The organism is Streptomyces sp. NPDC002018 (assembly GCF_042890865.1).
Taxonomy (GTDB): Bacteria; Actinomycetota; Actinomycetes; order Streptomycetales; family Streptomycetaceae; genus Streptomyces.
On record NZ_JBIASO010000061.1, the window covers coordinates 1 to 1,447 of the forward strand.

The window sequence follows — 1,447 nt, forward strand, 5'->3', positions numbered from 1 at the left end:
CTCCCACTCAGCATCGCTCAGATCACCCCGCCCCATGCCCACACCAACGACCCGCACACGAAGCAGTCACATGATCGACCGGACAAGTCCTAGCGGTCGTTCAGTCGTTGAGGGCGGTGGCGGTGATGGCGCGGTTCTTCAAGGGGCTGGAGTAGACGATCGTGGTGGTGACGGAGCCGAGGCCCGCGATGCGGCCGGTGGTCTGTTCGAGGTGGCGCATGGAGCGGGCGACGACTTTGAGGATGAAGCAGTCGTCGCCGGTGACATGGTGGGCCTCGATGATCTGGGGTGTGGTGGCGATGAGGTCGTGGAAGGGCTTGTAGTTGCTGGTGGGGTAGCGCAGGCGGACGAAGGCCAGGATGTCGAGTCCCAGTCGCTCGGGGGCGGCGACGGCGGAGTAGCCGGCGATGACGCCGGTCTCCTCCAGGCGGCGGACGCGTTCGGTGACGGCGCTGGGGGACATGGACACCATCCGGGCGAGTTCCGCGTAGCTGGCCCGGCCATCGCTTTGCAGGGCTTCCAGGATGCGCATGTCGGTGCTGTCCGGCGAATAAGCGCTCATGCGGCGAACCTGCCAGGGAATCGCCGGTGAATCAAACCGGTCACCGGTGATCGATGCTTCCGGCGTGTGCCGGTCGGTCATAGCGTTGCGGGCATGGAAAACAACGCAACGAGCGCGGCACTGGCGGTACCGCCCGCGCACCCCGACGCCGCCGTCACCTTCTTCGAGGGGCGGCTCTCCTTCCAGGCCGACGTCTCCGACGTGCGTGCTTCCCTGCTGTCCGGGCATCCGGGGTTCGCCCTGATCGACTCCCGCGGCGTTGCGGGCTGGCAGCAGGCGCACATCCCCGGGGCCCTGCACCTGCCCACCGCCGACATCGCCGTCCGGGCGGCCGCTCTGCTGGACCCCGCCGTCCCGGTGATCACCTACTGCTGGGGGCCGGGATGCGACGGTGCCACGCGCTCGGCCCTCGCCCTGACCCGGCTCGGCTACCGCGTCAAGGAGATGATCGGCGGCATCGAGTACTGGATCCGCGAAGGGTTCCCCGTGCAGACACCGGACGGTGTCGAGCAGCGGCCGGCCGACCCGCTGACCGCGCCGCCCGGCACCATCACCTGCGCGTGCTGACCCGCACCACACCAATGCGGGCGTCATCCGTGCCGCCCCCCGGGACGGCCTTCCCGCTCCGGCCGCGCTGTGCGCTGCCCACGCCCTCGCCCTCGCCGTGAAGGTGTCCACGGACCGGGCCGCCGATCTGCTCGCACACGCCCTTCCGCCGGCGTCACCGGCACCGCGATCGGATGAGGATCGCTCTGCGGCGGGGGCGAGGGACGCATGGCGGTCAGGTGGGGATGGGGGTGGTCCGGGTGCAGTTCTTCCATTCGACCCAGGGGCGTGCGCCGCCGCTCTTCGGTCCGGTGGCGTAGGTGGGGTCGCCGGTGATGG

Annotated in this window: 2 protein-coding genes; one reads left to right on the forward strand and one right to left on the reverse strand. The window is 69.9% G+C overall.

All coding sequences use genetic code 11. The annotated features are described in order from the left end of the window. Positions 1–100: 100 nt before the first annotated feature. Entirely contained in the window at positions 101–562 is a 462-nt protein-coding gene (locus tag ACFYYH_RS34495) for an Lrp/AsnC family transcriptional regulator (RefSeq protein WP_388559891.1), read from the reverse strand. Between the two features lie 93 nt (positions 563–655). On the opposite strand from ACFYYH_RS34495, the gene ACFYYH_RS34500 reads away from it, so the two are divergent. Beyond that, positions 656–1,129: a rhodanese-like domain-containing protein gene (locus tag ACFYYH_RS34500; RefSeq protein ID WP_388559894.1), complete on the forward strand. Its 474-nt coding sequence runs from the start codon at positions 656–658 to the stop codon at positions 1,127–1,129. Positions 1,130–1,447 lie beyond the last annotated feature (318 nt).

Bases quoted from the DNA above. Each gene is read 5' to 3' on its own strand.
- ACFYYH_RS34495 (WP_388559891.1), bottom strand. From the start codon at position 562: ATGAGCGCTTATTCGCCGGACAGCACCGACATGCGCATCCTGGAAGCC.
- ACFYYH_RS34500 (WP_388559894.1), top strand. From the start codon at position 656: ATGGAAAACAACGCAACGAGCGCGGCACTGGCGGTACCGCCCGCGCAC.